This is a genomic window from Streptomyces sp. WMMC940 (assembly GCF_027460265.1).
Lineage (GTDB): Bacteria > Actinomycetota > Actinomycetes > Streptomycetales > Streptomycetaceae > Streptomyces.
Map to the genome: position 1 here is coordinate 1411131 of NZ_JAPZBC010000001.1, position 14959 is coordinate 1426089.

General features: G+C 73.2%; 13 protein-coding genes. 7 read left to right on the plus strand and 6 right to left on the minus strand.

Annotated elements, in window-relative coordinates:
* Window positions 1–80 precede the first annotated feature (80 nt).
* On the plus strand, window positions 81–1379 hold the full coding sequence (locus O7595_RS06285) for a cytochrome P450 family protein (protein ID WP_269727734.1): 1299 nt from the start codon (window positions 81–83) through the stop codon (window positions 1377–1379).
* Between the two features lie 380 nt (window positions 1380–1759).
* Here O7595_RS06285 and O7595_RS06290 read toward each other — a convergent pair whose 3' ends face one another.
* The 3 genes from O7595_RS06290 to O7595_RS06300 form a co-directional block, all read right to left on the minus strand.
* Window positions 1760–2584 (minus strand): anti-sigma factor, encoded by an 825-nt coding sequence (locus tag O7595_RS06290; RefSeq protein WP_269727735.1) that lies wholly within the window; start codon window positions 2582–2584, stop codon window positions 1760–1762.
* Window positions 2581–3180: a sigma-70 family RNA polymerase sigma factor gene (locus O7595_RS06295; RefSeq protein ID WP_269727736.1), complete on the minus strand. Its 600-nt coding sequence runs from the start codon at window positions 3178–3180 to the stop codon at window positions 2581–2583. The genes O7595_RS06290 and O7595_RS06295 overlap by 4 nt, the downstream gene beginning before the upstream one ends.
* 352 nt (window positions 3181–3532) lie before the next feature.
* On the minus strand, window positions 3533–3811 hold the full coding sequence (locus O7595_RS06300; RefSeq protein ID WP_269727737.1) for a hypothetical protein: 279 nt from the start codon (window positions 3809–3811) through the stop codon (window positions 3533–3535).
* A 433-nt stretch (window positions 3812–4244) separates the two neighbouring features.
* Between O7595_RS06300 and O7595_RS06305 the strand changes: the two genes are divergently transcribed.
* A complete protein-coding gene (locus O7595_RS06305; RefSeq protein WP_269727738.1) occupies window positions 4245–5339 on the plus strand; it encodes a hypothetical protein in 1095 nt (364 codons plus the stop codon).
* 133 nt (window positions 5340–5472) lie between these two features.
* The gene (locus O7595_RS06310; protein ID WP_269727739.1) at window positions 5473–6162 is read left to right on the plus strand and encodes a class F sortase; all 690 of its coding nucleotides are present in this window, start codon (window positions 5473–5475) and stop codon (window positions 6160–6162) included.
* Window positions 6163–6465: 303 nt separating this feature from the next.
* On the opposite strand, the gene O7595_RS06315 is transcribed toward O7595_RS06310, so the two are convergent.
* The 3 genes from O7595_RS06315 to O7595_RS06325 form a co-directional block, all read right to left on the minus strand.
* Window positions 6466–7386, minus strand: a complete 921-nt coding sequence (locus O7595_RS06315; RefSeq protein WP_269727740.1) for a MurR/RpiR family transcriptional regulator — start codon at window positions 7384–7386, stop codon at window positions 6466–6468.
* Between the two features lie 156 nt (window positions 7387–7542).
* Window positions 7543–8022, minus strand: coding sequence for an SPW repeat protein (locus O7595_RS06320; protein ID WP_269727741.1), 480 nt, complete (start codon window positions 8020–8022; stop codon window positions 7543–7545).
* Between the two features lie 184 nt (window positions 8023–8206).
* Window positions 8207–9124 carry a DMT family transporter gene (locus O7595_RS06325; RefSeq protein ID WP_269727742.1) on the minus strand — a complete coding sequence of 306 codons (918 nt, stop codon included), beginning with the start codon at window positions 9122–9124 and terminating at the stop codon, window positions 8207–8209.
* Window positions 9125–9459: 335 nt separating this feature from the next.
* Between O7595_RS06325 and O7595_RS06330 the strand changes: the two genes are divergently transcribed.
* The 4 genes from O7595_RS06330 (at window position 9460) to O7595_RS06345 (ending at window position 14908) form a co-directional block, all read left to right on the plus strand.
* Window positions 9460–9645 (plus strand): hypothetical protein, encoded by a 186-nt coding sequence (locus O7595_RS06330; RefSeq protein WP_269727743.1) that lies wholly within the window; start codon window positions 9460–9462, stop codon window positions 9643–9645.
* Window positions 9642–11831, plus strand: coding sequence for an FUSC family protein (locus O7595_RS06335; protein WP_269727745.1), 2190 nt, complete (start codon window positions 9642–9644; stop codon window positions 11829–11831). The genes O7595_RS06330 and O7595_RS06335 overlap by 4 nt, the downstream gene beginning before the upstream one ends.
* An 11-nt stretch (window positions 11832–11842) precedes the next feature.
* A complete protein-coding gene (locus tag O7595_RS06340) occupies window positions 11843–13009 on the plus strand; it encodes a PP2C family protein-serine/threonine phosphatase (RefSeq protein ID WP_269727746.1) in 1167 nt (388 codons plus the stop codon).
* A gap of 222 nt (window positions 13010–13231) precedes the next feature.
* Window positions 13232–14908: a SpoIIE family protein phosphatase gene (locus tag O7595_RS06345; RefSeq protein WP_269727747.1), complete on the plus strand. Its 1677-nt coding sequence runs from the start codon at window positions 13232–13234 to the stop codon at window positions 14906–14908.
* The last annotated feature ends 51 nt before the right edge of the window (window positions 14909–14959 follow it).

Consider the following 14959-nt stretch of genomic DNA (forward strand, 5'->3'; position numbering starts at 1 on the left):
TCGCGACACTGGCCATGCACCCACCGGGACCGAGAGGTCACAACCCTACCGAAGAGGGCTGCAGAAAGGATGGTCCTCTAATGAGCGAGCAGCCGGTCCTTCTCCCCTACGCCGACCCTGCCTTCGTCGCGGATCCCTTCCCCCTCTACCGCCGGCTACGCGAGGAGGGCCCGGTGCGACGGGCCGTGATCGCGGGCGGAGTGGAGGCCTGGCTGGTCACCCGTTACGAGGACGGCCTCGCGGCCCTGTCGGACTCCCGGCTGAGCAGCGACGTCCGCGACGCCTCGGACCCGCGGCTGATGCAGCAGCTGCCCTCGACGGAGCGCGAGTCGATGGTGAGCAACATGCTGCGCTCCGATCCGCCCGACCACACCCGGCTGCGCCGTCTGGTCTCGAAGGCGTTCACCGCGCGGCGGGTGGCGGAGATGCGGCCCAGGATCCAGGAGATCACCGACCGGCTGCTCGACGGGCTGCTGCCCGCCGGGCGGGCGGAACTCGTCGCGGACTTCGCACTGCCGCTCCCCGTCACCGTCATCAGCGAACTCCTGGGCGTCCCCCTGGACGACCGGCACGAGTTCCAGCGCTGGACCGACGACATGCTGCTGCGCCGCGCGGAGATGCCGGACCCGGCCGTGGTGGACTCGGCATGGCAGCGCATGCGCGCGTATCTGACCGGGCTCATCGCGGACAGGCGGGCCCGGCCGGGGGACGACCTGCTGAGCGCGCTGATCACCGCCCGTGACGAGGAACAGCGGCTGAACGAGGACGAACTGATCGCCATGGCGTTCCTGCTCCTCGTCGCCGGATACATCACCACGGTCAATCTGATCGGCAGCGGGGTCGCGGCGCTGCTCGCCCACCCCGACCAACTGGCACTGCTGCGGGACGACCCGGAGCTGCTGCCCGGCGCCATCGAGGAGTTCCTGCGGTACGACGGGCCCGTCAGCCCCGGAATCGCGAGGTTCGCGCGCGAGGACGTGGAGATCGCCGGGGTGACCGTCCCGCGGGGTGCGACCGTGCTGATCGCCTCCGCCATCGCCGACCGCGACCCGGCGCGGTTCGCCGACCCGGACCGGCTGGACATCACCCGGCGCGACAACGCGCACCTCGCCTTCGGGCACGGGATCCACTACTGCCTGGGGGCCCCGCTGGCCAGGCTGGAGGGGCAGATCGCCATCGGCACCGCGCTGCGGCGTCTCCCCGACCTGGCGCTGGCCGTGCCGCCGGAGGAACTGCACTGGCGGCCGGGCGGGCTGCGGGGTCCGGCGCGGCTGCCGGTCACGTTCACGGCCAAGGACGGGCACCGCCCCGGCTCCACCCGGGGACGGGACGCCGCCGGGTCAGCCCCGGGGGAGGTCGCACCGTTCGGCACGGGCTGACGGACCGACAGGCCGATATGACGACGGGCGACGGGGGACGTGACGACGGGCGATGTGACGACGGGCCGACGCAGTCGCCCCCGGGCCGGGCGGGGCTCCCGCGCGACCGAGGCGCGGGGTGGCTCGTTCCGGGACCCCCGGAGCACCCGGCTCGCCCGGGATCGGACCGCAGCGCACCGCTCCGCCGCGCGCGGGCGAGCAGGCGGCACTGCCGGCGGCACGCCCGCGCCCCTGCTGCCCGCGCTCGGCGCCGCGCTGTGCGCGTCCGGCGCGCCGGCCCGACCCGGGCCCGGACGCGCGCGGCGTCCCGCCCGGCGAAGCCGCACGCACCCGCACGTCACCCCGTCTACAGGACCGGGGCGGGCCCTCAGGCGGGGATGTCAGACGGGGATGTCGATCATTCCCAGCGGCGGGCTGGTGGGCTGCAACGAACCCCCGACCGGCTCGATGGTGATGCCGACCGCCGTCGCTCCCGAGACCGGGCCGTTGAGCATCTGCATGTCCTGGGCCTCGGCACCGCTGACCAGACCGGCGGGCCGGTAGGAGCCGTCCTCGCTGAACCACAGGGCGTACGTCTGGCCGACCGGCAGCGGCGGAACTCCCGTCGCGAAGAACACCGCCGCGTCCTGGCTCCGGGAGACGGCGACGGTGCCGGTGCCGCCGTCCGCGAGCTGCTGGGTGTGGAGCTCGACGTCCGGCGCGGCGAGCACGTCGGCCACACCCGCGTACCGCTCCTCGGCCCAGTGGAGCTGGGAGCGCGCCTGCTCGGCGGCCTGGTACTGCCAGGCGGCGACTCCGCCGAACGCCACGGCCAGCGCGGCGCAGGCCGCGAGGGCCAGTTGCAGGATCCGCGGGACGGGAGAGCGCCCGGTCCCGAACGGAGCCGGCTCCCCGGCGGCGGCCCGGGCCTGCGGAACCTCCTCCTCGGGCTGTTCGCGCGGAACGCGGGGAGCGTACGGGGCCTGGGGTGTGACGGCGATCCGCTCCAGCACCCGGCGCCGCAGGTGCTCCGGAGGTTCGGCCGTGACCGGCTGGGCGAGGCGTGCCGCCGAGTCCGAGAGGTCCGCGATCTCGCGCGCGCAGACCGCACAGGACGCGAGGTGGTCCTCGAAGGCCCTCCGCTCGTCCTCGGGCAGCGCGTGCAGCACATAGGCGCCGGCGGCGGAGTGCAGCTCGTCGCCGTTCCTGTCCCGGACCTCGCTCATGGCCGCACCTCACCCTCGTACAGACAGTCACGCAATCGCATCAGCCCGTCACGCATCCGGGCCTTCACCGTGCCCAGGGGCTGGGACAGCTGCTCGGCCACCTCCCGGTAGGTGAGCCCGTGGTAGTACGCCAGGACGACCGACTCCCGCTGGAGCTCGGTCAGCGACTGCAGACAGCGCCGGACCTGCTGCTGCTCCAAGCCGGTCTCGACCTGCTCGACCACGTCGTCGAACGGCGGCACGGACTCCAGCAGCGCCGCTCTGCGCTCCCGCTCGGTCCTGGCCTGCGACGACCGGACCCGGTCCACCGCACGCCGATGGGCCAGCGTCAGGACCCAGGTCAGGGCGCTGCCCTGCTCGGGCCGGAACCGGCCGGCCGTGCGCCACACCTCCACGAGCACGTCCTGGGTCACCTCCTCGGACTGGGCCGGATCTCTCAGGACTCTGCGAACGAGGCCCAGTACCGGGCCGCTGACCGATTCGTAGACGGGTACGAACGCGTCCTGGTCGCCGCGCCCCACCAGGACCATGAGCTCGTCCAGTCCGAGCTTGGCCAGCTGTTCGGCGGCGTCGGGATCCGCATCAGGTGGCGACACTCGCGCCCCCTCGCTCCTCGTGGGCACCAGGGGTGCCGTACGGGCTCGTTCGTCACCATGCCACCACCGATCGGAAGGGGCCGCACGCCTGGAGCCGCGAGGGGAGACCGGAAGTGTCCGGTGACATGTCACGTCCACCGTTCACCTCTCATTCGCCGCCTGCCCAGTTCTCCGTTCAGCACTCACACGTCCTCATTCAGCGGCCACCCGCCCTCGTACCGCAGTCACGCGTCCTCGGTCGGCGGTCACGAGTCGTCATTCGGTGGTCACGAGTCGTCATTCGGTGGTCGCCCACCATGCGTCCGGTCCGGGTCAGCCCACCATGAGTCCGTCCGGTCCGGGTCGCGGCCGGTCAGGCGCGGTCACCGCCGTCGCGGCAGTCCCAGCGTCCCCGGACCCACTCGTCCTTCCAGTGGTCCTTGACCCACTTCTGCTCCCAGTGGCCCTTGCGCCACTCGCAACGGTTCCAGTCCGGGCCCCCCGAGTCGGCCACGAGGAGGGAGACCCGCGCGGGGGCGGCAGGCCCGGACGAGGCCGCCGCAGTGCCCGAGGACGCCGCGGACAACCCGCCGACGAGCACACCCGCGGCGGCCGTGGCCACGAGACGGCGCACCCGGAGGGAAACGCCCATCTGACCCACCTCTCTCCCGCGGCCTTCCGGTTCTCCCAGTCCGGGGACCGTCCGGACCGCCGGACACGGAACCCGCACGACGTCGCTGCCGTGCGCACGTGACACGAGTAGTTCGAAGCCGAGCCGTCTCCGGATAGGCGCGCGAAGCGAAGAAGACGGAATGCGCAGCGCCGGGCGACCCCTCCGGCGGTTCTGCGCAAGCCGGATCGCGCAGGGTTCGGAGAGCGCCGCGAAGGCGCGTATCGACCGGCTGCCGTCCAAAGAGTGAATAGTCGGCGTGTCGCCACCCGAAGAGCGCACGGTGTCCCTCGAATGCGACGTTCTCGGCTGGTGCGAAGCCGCGATCCGTCTGACGGTGAATTCGTCGCTGCTGCGATCCGATGAGCCGACGATGTGTCAGCCCTCGCAGTCGCGGCGAAAGGAATGGGATCTCATGCGCTCTGCCCGCACCCTGTGCGCCTCGGCCGCCATTACCGCGGTCCTGACGATTGCCGCACCCACCGCTTACGCGATGACCCTGGCCGAGGACTGGGGTCACGACAACGGTTCTTCGTCCAGCAGCCACGAGGGCAAGAAGGACGACGAGAAGAAGGACGACCACGGCAAGGACGACCACGACAAGAAGTGGGACAAGAAGGACCACCACAAGAAGTGGGACAAGGACGACCACGACGACGACGACCACGACGACGATGACGATGACGACGACGATGACGACGACGAGCCCAAGGGCGGCGTCGACGCCGGCGGCGGCTTCCTGAGCCGCGCCGTGGCCGAGGACGACGAGAAGAAGGACGACCACGGCAAGGACGACCACGACAAGGGTGACCACGACAAGAAGTGGGACAAGAAGGACCACCACAAGAAGTGGGACAAGGACGACCACGACGACGACGACCACGACGACGATGACGACGATGACGACGACGAGCCCAAGGGCGGCGTCGACGCCGGCGGCGGCTTCCTCGCGTCGGTCATGAACGACGAGTGGGGCCAGGGCTCCAAGCAGGAAGACAACGGGTCCAAGCAGGAAGAGGACTCCAAGAAGGACGAGTACAGCAAGAAGGACGAGTACAGCAAGAAGGACGACAACGGGTCCAAGCAGGAGGACAGCGGATCCAAGCAGGAAGAGGACTCCAAGAAGGACGAGTACAGCAAGAAGGACGACAACGGGTCCAAGCAGGAAGAGGACTCGAAGAAGGACGAGTACGGCAAGAAGGACGACGAAAAGAAGGACTACGAGAAGAAGGACGACGAGAAGAAGGACTACGGCAAGGACGACCACGACAAGAAGTGGAAGCACAAGGACCACGACAAGGGCGACGACCACGACTACGACGACGACGACCACGACGATGACGATGACGACGATGACGACGACGACCCCAAGGGCAGCGTTGACGCCGGCGGCGGCGGCCTCGCGATGAACAACGGCAGCCTGGCTGCCGGTTCGCTGCTCATGCTCGGCGGCATCGGCGCCGGCGCCTGGAAGCTGCGCCGTCGTGGCGTGACCGGCACCTCGGCCTGATCGAGGTCGCATCACACGCAGCTCGCTGCGCTGTCGCGGCCGCCGTCCTCTCCGGACGGCGGCCGCGGCGATGCGTTTCCCAGCCCCGATCCGGATCTCCCCGCCGCGTCCCGGCACACGAAAGGCCTCTCGCATGAACGCCAGGCAACCGCTCGGCTCGCAGACGCCCCCCGAGCCCGCGCCGTCCCGCTCCCTCGGCCAGACCCTCCTGTGGCCGGTGCTGGCGGCCGCTTTGGGCGGACTGCTCTGCTACAACTCGCTCGGCGGCCAGACGGCCAACACCCCTCAGGCTCGCCCCGCGTCACCCGCCCCCGCGCCCGTCAGCCCGTCGAAGGCCGCTCCCGTCCACCCTCCGCTACCGCGTTCCGTCCCGACGCGCATCGCCATCCCGGCCATCTCGGTCAGCGCCCCCTTCACGGTGCTGACCCTCAACAAGGCCGGGCAGTTGAACGCGCCGCCGCCCAACGACAAGAACCTGGTGGGCTGGTACGGGAAGGGCGCCACCCCGGGCGAGAAGGGCACGTCCATCCTCGCGGGTCACCTGGACACCATGACGGGGCCCGCGGTGTTCGAGTCGCTCAGCGCGCTCAAGCCCGGGAACAAGATCGACATCACCCGCCAGGACCGCAAGGTGGCCACCTTCAAGGTCGACTCTGTGGAGACCTTCAGCAAGGCCGCCTTCCCCAGTTCGCGGGTCTACAACGACACGCCGACCGCTCAGCTGCGCTTGATCACCTGCGGCGGTCTCTACGACAAGAAGACCAAGGACTACAAGGACAACGTCGTCGTGTTCGCCCATCTCGACTCCGTCAGGAACGGCTGAGCCCACCGGGCGCGGCCGGGGCGGGGGCGTCGTGGTGCACGGCCGTGGGGCCCGCCGGTCGTGAGGCTGTTTACCGGCGGCTCCGGCCCAGGGGTTGACCGGAGCCGCCGGGGGCATCCGAGGGGAGCGGATTGCCCGAACAGAACACCGTGGGGCCGACGAGGAGGAGTGTCGTCCGCAGTGCCACACGCAGTAAATATATTTACCGCCAAGTAAGCAAGAGCATGAAAAAATTCATGCTCTTCTGGGCGTGAAAGTCCCCCTTTCCTCCCGCCGGGGGAGGGGGGTGGGCCGTGCTGTCGGTCAGTCCTCGAGGAAGAAGTCGTGCTGTTCGGCGGCGTGCTCGTACCGCTCAAGCCGCCGCTGCGTGCGTTCGGGGTCCGCGTCCGCCATCGCCTGGAGGATCGCCGCCGACAGCACACCGGGCGCCGAGTAGGAGTCGAAGACGAGTCGCGAGCCGGTGCCGGCGGTGAGGGCCACGTCGACCTCGTCCACGAGCGGCCCCAGCGTGAGGTCCGTGATGAGGGCGGTCCGCAGACCCGTACGGCGTGCGGCGCGCACCGCCGACAGGGTCTCCTTGGCGTGCCGGGGCATCGCGAAGGCCAGCACCCAGGTCCCGCCCGCCTCGCGCGACTGCAGCAGCGCGTCGTAGGCCACGCTCCCGCCCCGCGAGACCAGCCGGACGTCCGGGTGGATCCGCCGGGCCGCGTAGGCGAAGTACTCGGCGAGCGAGGTGGAGATCCGCAGCCCGAGGATCGTCAGCGGCACCGAGTGCGCCAGCTCTCGGCCCACCTCGAGCACCTGGCCGGTGTCGGCGAACCTGCGACGCAGGCTCTCGAGGTTCGCGATCTCGGCGTCGACCGCCGTCTGCAGTTCGTTGCGCCCGCTCTCGCCCGTCTCCGGGGAACCGGCGACCGCACTGAGCGCGATGGGCTGCAACGCCTCGCGCAGCGCCGGGTAGCCGCTGAAGCCCACCGACGACGCGAAGCGCGTCACCGAGGGCTGGCTGACACCCACGCGCTCCGCGAGATCGGTGATCGACAGGAAGGCCGCTTCGGTGAGGTTGTCCGTGATGTACTGCGCGATACGCCGCTGCCCGGGTGACAACCGGTGTCCGCCGAACAGCGCACGGACCCGCTCCACAGGAGCCGGCTCCGCGTCCGGAGTCCGTCTTCCCGGCGTGATCGCAGACGCCTGCGCGCGCGCCCGCTGATCTGATGGCACCGTGTGCCTCCCTCTCGTCCCGCTCTCGCTCAACATAGCTCACCATGCGTGGTCGCCCGCGAGACTCTTCGTACAACCGGAAGGCCCTCCGGCCGTACGACCGGAGGGCCCCGGCGCCCTGTGCGGGCGGCCGGGGCCCTCGCGGGGACGGGTGCCTCAGCTCAGGGGGCCGAGGTCGCGGCTCTGACCTCCGGTGGTACGAGCGGGACGCAGCGTGCCGGGGCGGTCGGTCATGCCGGCCATGGCCACGCCGAGGCAGAGGGCCACGATGCCGACGATGACGTTGCTGACGACACTGCCGGTGACGGCGACGTTCCCGGCGACGATCCACGGGGAGAAGATCGTGAAGGCGCCGATCACGATGGCGCACCACGCCATGGCGTGGGTCCGCTCGTAGGCCGAGCCGAACCCGCCCAGGCACAGGGCGAAGGCGACACCGCAGATCAGGTTGGTGACGGCCAGGGTGGTGAGGCCGTTGAAACCGACGATCCACGGTGACGCCGCGAGGTAGAGGCCCGTGAGGAGGGCCAGCGTTTCTGTCACCTGGCCGCGCGGCGACGCGGTGGCGCGTTCGAAGCGCGCGCGCATCTCTGCGAGATCAGGGTGCTGCTCGATGCTCGGTTGGTGTGTGGTCATGCGGGCCGCCTCCTTCGGAAGCGTCAAATCGGCCCCTTTCCCCTGTAATGAAACGCTTCTCGGGCGATTCCCTCAATCCCCCGGCAGTACTCGGCAACCACCCGGCGCTTCCCCGGCGTTCCCTCCGGCGGGACGGTGCACCGGTCCTTCGGCTGCCGGCCGGTGGTGCCGTCGCCGGGCGAGCTCAGGGCAGGGTCTGTCCGGCCTGGGGAGGGGCCGCACCGGAGGTCTGGTCCGGGGCCACCAACGACTCCGCGAGGGGGATCCGGGCGAGGGTGAACACGCCGACGGTGATCAGCGCGAGCCCCAGCAACTCCGGCAGCAGCCACCAGCCGGTGCGCACGTGCTCCTCGTACAGGGTGACGCCGAGCAGCAGGCTCAGGGTGGCATCGCCGAGGGTGAGCGCGGGCTGGGAGGCGACCAGCGGGCCCGCCTGCAGGGCGTTCTCCAACAGGAACAGCGCGGTGCCGCCGGCGACCGCGAAGGCGTACACCTCCCAGGAGGTGAAGAAGGCCGCGGCTCCCTCGTCCTCGAGGATGTGGGTCGCCGACTTCATGAGGGCCGCGGTGAGGGAGTAGCTGATGGCGGTGGCCGTGCCGAGCAGGGCGGCGCGGGTGCGCCCCACGGGCCGTCTCAGCGCCACGACCGAGAGCGTGACGACCGCTCCCCCGCAGAGGGCGAGCGCGGGCAGCCAGCGGTCCAGGGGCACCTGTGTGCGGTTGCCGGTGGGGGACGCCGCGGCCAGGGCGATGCCCAGGCCCACCACGACGAGGCCCACGGCGCCCCAGCCGACCGGGGGCAGATGACTGCGCATCACGAGCGAGGCGACGATGAGTGCGAGCGGCAGTTCGAGGACGAACAGCGGCTGGACGATCGCCAGCGGTCCCGTGTTCAGCGCCAGCGCCTGGCACACCCCCGCCACGAGGACCGCGGCGATCCCGGCCAGCCAGAGGGGACGGCGCAGCAGATCGAGCATCAGCCCCGGCCGGAAGCCGCTGGAGCTGGGCACCTTGAGGGCTTCCTGGCGCTGCAGCACGGTGGCGACGGCGTTGCTGAGCGCCGAGGCGAGGGCGAAGCCCACCGGCACCAGGAGTGCCTGCACCGTACGATCCTCCCGCCTCCGCCCCCGTGGCCGCCGTGGTTCCTGCCATCGTGCCCCCTGCCCGGGTCGCGCCGCGATCGGGGAGGGCCGGGCTGCGGTCCGAACGGGGTGGCCGGGGCCTCACCGCGAGGTCCACCCGTCCGCCCCCTCACGGACCGGTCGGCCCGCCCCCCGGGGCGGAACGCGGCCCAGCCCTCCGGCCAGGTCCGCAGTGCCGCCGTCGCTGCGAACTCCGCCGGGCTGCGGTCCGTTCGGGGGCGGCCGACAATGGCAGCGGGTCGCTGTCCGGCCCGCCCACGACGCCGCGGCGGCGTCGGCCCGAGAGGAACGTGCTCATGCGCGCTGAGTCTTCGCCGGCCGCGCGGACGGAGGCCTTCATCGCGGTCGCGGTCGCCCTGTTCCGCGTCCGGCCCGTCCTGGTGGCATCCGTGGTTCCGGTGGCCGTACGCCACGGGCTCGCGGTCCTCGGGAGGGTCCCGTCGCCCGGTTCGGGCGCGACGCCCGGCGAGGTCCTGCCGTGAAGAGCGGGGCGGAACGGACGGAGATCCTCCATCGGTCGCTGCGGGTGTCCCTCGCCGCGTCCGCGGGCTTCTACGCGTTCCTTTACGGGCTCCACGATCCGGAGCTGGCGCTGTACGCGCTGTTCGCGCCGATCGCCCTCGGTCTGCTGTCCTCGATCCCCGGGTCCGGGCGGCAGCGGGCCGCGGTGATGCTGAAGGCGCTGCCGGTGGGCCTGGTGCTGGTGGCACTGGGAACCTTGCTGGCGGTGGCGACCTGGGCGGCGGTGCTCGGAATGCTCGTCGTGGGCTTCCTCCTCGCCTTCGCGGCGATCGCGGGGCCGCGGCCGGCGGGCGCCGCGCCGGGACTCCAGCTCTTCTACATCCTGGCCTGCTTCCCGCCGTACGAGCCGCAGACCCTGTGGCTGCGGCTCGCCGGACTCACCTTCGGAGTGGTGGTGCTGGCGCTGTGCGAGCTGTTCCTGCTGCCTCGGCAGGCGGGCCCGACGTACCGGTCGACCCTGGCGGAGGCCGTGGCCACGGCCGGCGACACCGTGGCCGGACGCGTCAGCCTCTCCCCCGAGGACCTGCGGGCGGCCGGCTCGCGCCTGCGGCTGTCGAAGATCCCGCCCGCGGAACGCCCGGCGGGCCCGGGCCGTGCGGTGCGCGGACTGTCCCAGGCCGGGTCAGCCGCCCGGCGGCTGCTGGAGCAACTGGCCCATCAGACCGAGACCGGCGAACTGCGCCGGCTCGTCCGGAACGGTGCCGAGGCCGGTGGGCCCGGCGCGGAACACACCGACTCGGCGTCCGGGTCGCTGCTGCCGCGGGTGGCGGCCCTGTGCGACGAGACCGCCGCGGCCCTGCGGGCGGGGCGGCCCGCCCTCGGCCCGCAGCGGATGGAGCAGGCGATCGACGCCTTCCAGCGGACGCGCCTCCGGCAGGCGACGGGGCCGGCGGAGGGGGTGCCCCCGGTGCCGGTGCTGCGCCGGCAGGCGGCGCTGCTGGCCGTCGCCGAGTCGGTGCGGATCCTGGAGATCTCCGTACGGGTCGGCCTCGACGGGCGGCGCACTCCGCCGATCGAGCCCCGGGAGCTGTTCTGGTACGCCGAGGCCTCCACCCCCCAGCTGTGGCTCCGCCGGGTCACCGGCAACATGACGCTCCGCTCGGTGCAGTTCCAGAACGCGGTACGGATCGCGCTGGCCCTCGCGGCCGCCCGGTTCGTCGCGGGTTCGCTGGACCTGACCCACGGCTTCTGGGTGCTGCTGGCGGTACTGACGCTGAGCCGGACCACCGTCGGCCAGACCTGGGCGGCCATCCGCGAGGCGGTCGCCGGCAACCTGGTGGGGGCCGTCGCGGCGGGCGCCCTGCTCATCGGCCTGGGACAGCACACCGAGGCGTACGCCGTGCTCCTCGCGCCGGGCATGCTGATCGCGTTCGCGTTCGGGCCGCTGCTGGGCATCGCCTGGGCACAGGGGCTGTTCACGCTGGTGGTGGCCACCGCGTTCGCCCAGATCGCACCGGCGTCCTGGCAGCTGGCCGAGGCGCGGATCGTGGACGTGGTGACCGGGAGCGCCATCGGTCTGCTGTGCGCGATGCTCGCCTGGCCCGCCGGCGCCCGGCGGGAGGTGCGCAGGACCATGGCGGGGCTGCTGCTGGAGTGCGGACCGCTGATCAGGGGCACCGTCGCCGTTCTGACGGCCTCGCCGCCGGGCTCGGCCCCTCCCCCGCCGACGCTCCCCGCGTTGCACCGGCTGCGCCTCGCCGAGTCCGCCTACGACCAGTTCCGCAGTGAGCCGGCGGGCAGCGCGCCCGTCCAGACCGACTGGCACGGCGTGCTGATCGCGGCCAACCAGATCCTCCTCGGCGCCCACTGGCTGCCGCGGTTCGACCTGCCCGCGCACGCCCTGCCCCCGGACGCCGTCGACCGGGCACGTGCCGGCGCCCGGGCGCTGGCGCGGTGCACCGACCGGCTCGCCGCCCTGTGCACCGGTGAGCGGCCACCGCCCGACGGGACCCGGCCGGACCGCTCCCCGCCCCCGGGGCCGCCCCTGCCGGCACTGGTCGACCTCAACGTGTGGTTGCGCAGCCTCGACGCCCAGCTCGCCCGGATCGAGGCCCAGCTGCCCGACGCGGTCCGCCGGGCGGCACCCGGCACGTCCGAGCCGGGTGCCGCGGGCTCCGTGTCCGGTCCCGGCGGATCCGGAAGGTAGGACGCGCGCCCGTGTCCGGCCGGAGTCTCCGCACCGCGCTGCGGCCCCCGTCCCCCCGCCGCGGGTGGGTGTGGTGGCTGCCCCTGGTCGCGGTGGCCGTCGACCTGGCCGCGGAGTTCGCCGTCCGGGGCCGCGAACCGGTGAGCTTCATGCTCATCGCCGTACCGCCGCTGGCCGCGGCGACGCGCGGCCCGCGGGGCACGGCGCTGTCGGCCGTGGTGTGTCTGGGGCTGCAGATGTGGATGGCCGCACGCCGCCCCGGGCACTTCGACGAGCAGCACCATGTGGCCGTCTACGCCGCCACGTTCGTCATCGGCGCCGCCAGCGTCGCGCTGGCCTGGCAGCGGGAGCGGACCCGGCAGCATCTGATCCGCGCCCACTCGGTCGCGGAGGCGATGCAGCGGACCCTGCTGCGTCCCGTGCCGGCCCGGCTCGGGCCGGTGCGCGCGGCGGGGTTCTACGAGGCCGGGGAGGGCGGCACGCTCGTCGGCGGTGACCTGTACGAGGTGTGCGAGACGCCCTTCGGGGTGCGGGCGATCATCGGCGACGTCCGGGGCAAGGGACTGGACGCGGTCCAGACGGTCGCCGCCGTGCTGGGCAGCTTCCGGGTGTCAGCGCACGAGTGGCAGAGCCTGGGCAGTCTGGCGGAGAGGCTGGAGCTCAGCATCGCCCGCAACAGCCCGGCGGGCGACGAGGGCGACCCCGAGCTGTTCGTGACGGCGCTGGTGATGGAGTTCCCACCGGACGGCGGCGAGGTGCGGATCGCAGACCGCGGGCACCCGTCGCCGCTGGTGGTCGGCCCGCAGGGGGCACGGCGGCTGGTCACCGCGCCCGGGCTGCCGCTGGGCCTGGGCACGCTGGCGGATGAGGGCGACGACACGACGGTGCACCCGCTCGGGCCCGGGGAGGTGCTCGTCGCGATCACGGACGGGGTGAGCGAGGCACGGAACGCGGACGGCGCTTTCTACCCGGTGCTGGAGCGGCTCGCCGAGCGGTTCGGCGGTGAGCGCGTTCCGGACCCCGAGGCGGTCGTGTCGTTCGTGCGGACCGACTCGGAGCGCTGGTCGGCCCGGTCCGAGGACGACGACCGGGCCGTCCTCGCCGTGTCCCTGGACGGGACGGAGCCGCGGCGGCGGGGCGACGGGGGCGCCTCCGCCCGCCCGGGGCCGTGTGGTTAGGCTCGCCGCGCGGGCCGGTCCGCGGGCCTCCTCCGGGAGGCTCCCGCGGACCGCCGTCACGCCGAACCGGTCGGCGGACGGCGGCGGACCGGGCCGGGCCGCACGGGCCCTCCCGGGCGGTCCGCCTCCCGGGGCCCGCCCGGGGCTCCCCGCCCGCTGATGCGCGCGGGGAGGCTGTGGAGGAAGCTGGGGTCACCGCCCCGCGGGGGAGGAGGTGAGGGTGTGGCCACCGGCCCGTGGGACCGGCTCCAGGGCAGTCACGGCCTCCCCACCGCAGACGCCGACGGGACCCCCGGTCTGCCCGGGGGCCAGGACCTGTGGCACAGCGCGGCCGGGGTGGTGGTCCTGGACGCCGATCTGCGCTACCGCTACGCCAATCCGGCCTTCTGCCGGATCACCGGCGAGGCCGCGGCCGGTGTCGCCGGCCGGCTGCCGAGCCCCGCGGCGGAGCAGTACCTGGGCACCCCCACCGGACTGCCGGCCGAGGTGCTCGCCGACGGCGTCCCCCGCACCCGGGTCACCGGTCCCGGCGGGCGCTGCCACACCACCTGCCTCCGGCTGGAGAACGAGGGCACCGTCACCGGGCTGATGTGCGTGGTGGCCGAATCCTCCGCGCCCCGGCTCGAGGAGGAACTGGCCCGTGCGGACGCCCGGCTCGCCGCGGCGGACGAGGCCGTCGAGCGGATCGGCACCTCCCTCGACGAGGCCGCCACCTGCCGCGAACTGGCGGAGTTCCTGGGCTCGTGGATCGCGGAGGCCGCCGCCGTGGAGCTGCTCCCGCCGCCTGCGAAGAGCGGCGCGCCGCCGCGGCGGCGGCCCTCCCCTGCCATGATGCGCCGCGCCGCCGGGTCCGGGGCCGTGGAACTGCTCGCCGACGGCGACCGGCTCCGGCCGCGGGCGGAGTCCGCCGCCGCACGCGCCGTCGAGTCCGGGCTGCCGGCGGCGGAGTACGACGCCGCCGCGCGGGCCGCGGTCCTCGCCGTCCCGCTGACCGGGCCGCCGGACGGCGGCGGACCGGGCGGGACCGTCCTGGGCCTGACGCTGCTGGCCCGTACCGGCGCGGCGTTCACCGGCCACGACATCACCGTCGCCCGGCACGCGGCGCGGCGCGCGGCGGTAGGCGTCGTGCACGCGCGGGCGTTCGCCGCCGAGCAGGGGAAGTCCGTGGAGCTCCAGCGGGCCCTGCTGACCGAACCGGGCAAGCCGCACCCCAACCTGCGGTTCGCGACCCGCTATCTGCCGGCGGGCAGCAGCAACATCGTCGGCGGCGACTGGTTCGAGACCGTGCGCCTCCACTACGGCCGCACCCTCCTCGTCATGGGCGATGTCATGGGTCACGGTGTGGAGGCGGCCGTCGAGATGAACACGTACCGGGCGATGCTGCGCGACGTGGCCGCCGCCGATCTGCCGCCTCACCGGGTGCTGCGGCAGCTGGACATCGCCATATCCGAGACCATGGCCCGGCCGGCGACCTGCCTGCTGGTCCGGGTCGACCCGGCGCGCGGGCTGGGTTCCTTCGCGAGCGCCGGGCACCTGCCGCCCGTCGTGTTCACCGCCGACGGGCACGCCGAGCTCGTGGACGTACCCGCCGGGCCCCCGCTCGGCACCGGTGTGGGCGGCTACGAGCTGGTCACCCGGTCGCTGACGCCGGACGACACACTGCTGCTGTACACCGACGGCCTGGTCGAGCGGCGCGGCGAGGACATCGACGACTCGCTGCGGAGGCTGGTCCGGGTGCGGCTGCCGTGCACGGCCACGGTGGACGAGATGGTCGACTCGGTGGTCCGGGAGCTGGACGCCGAGCACGCGGAGGACGACGTGGCGCTGCTCGCGGCGCGTATCCGCCCGCGCCGTCGGCACCCGGCGGAGGAGCAGCCGTTCCTGGGCGGGGCGCGCTGACGCCCCGGCGAGGGCAGGGCAGGCGTGGGCGGGGCGGAGGGGCCGTCCGTC

Excerpts from the sequence above, each read along its gene's own strand:
- O7595_RS06285 (WP_269727734.1), top strand. The coding sequence starts at position 81 with ATGAGCGAGCAGCCGGTCCTTCTCCCCTACGCCGACCCTGCCTTCGTC.
- O7595_RS06290 (WP_269727735.1), bottom strand. The coding sequence starts at position 2,584 with ATGAGCGAGGTCCGGGACAGGAACGGCGACGAGCTGCACTCCGCCGCC.
- O7595_RS06300 (WP_269727737.1), bottom strand. The coding sequence starts at position 3,811 with ATGGGCGTTTCCCTCCGGGTGCGCCGTCTCGTGGCCACGGCCGCCGCG.
- O7595_RS06305 (WP_269727738.1), top strand. The coding sequence starts at position 4,245 with ATGCGCTCTGCCCGCACCCTGTGCGCCTCGGCCGCCATTACCGCGGTC.
- O7595_RS06310 (WP_269727739.1), top strand. The coding sequence starts at position 5,473 with ATGAACGCCAGGCAACCGCTCGGCTCGCAGACGCCCCCCGAGCCCGCG.
- O7595_RS06320 (WP_269727741.1), bottom strand. The coding sequence starts at position 8,022 with ATGACCACACACCAACCGAGCATCGAGCAGCACCCTGATCTCGCAGAG.
- O7595_RS06330 (WP_269727743.1), top strand. The coding sequence starts at position 9,460 with ATGCGCGCTGAGTCTTCGCCGGCCGCGCGGACGGAGGCCTTCATCGCG.